This window comes from Mesorhizobium sp. M1A.T.Ca.IN.004.03.1.1 (assembly GCF_003997555.1).
Classification (GTDB): domain Bacteria; phylum Pseudomonadota; class Alphaproteobacteria; order Rhizobiales; family Rhizobiaceae; genus Mesorhizobium.
The window spans coordinates 1-255 of record NZ_RZTV01000648.1; the positions used below are offsets into that span (position 1 = coordinate 1).

Below are 255 nucleotides of genomic sequence, written 5' to 3' on the forward strand. Positions count from 1 at the left end.
AAGATAGTAAGTATTGATACTTTTACTTGAGCCAGCATCCACTGTTCCAGTGAGCGTCAAATCGCCCGCGGCAAGAACCCCCGCGTAAGCTGCCACGCCTTCCGCGGTCAATGGTGGCAAGGCACCAGCCGATATCTCCCAGGCGCCGCCCAGAGCGGCTGCGCCAACCAGCGACTTCGAGGCACGGACATCCGCGCCTACCGCCTCCTCGAGTGCCGCCAAGAACCTCTCGCCAGCATCGCCGGATGCGGTTTC

1 protein-coding gene is annotated in these 255 nt (G+C 61.6%); it reads right to left on the minus strand.

The genetic code is table 11. From position 1 onward, the window contains the following. A partial coding sequence (locus tag EOD29_RS33240; protein ID WP_127248866.1) for a DUF4347 domain-containing protein occupies window positions 1–255 on the minus strand: 255 nt, incomplete at both ends.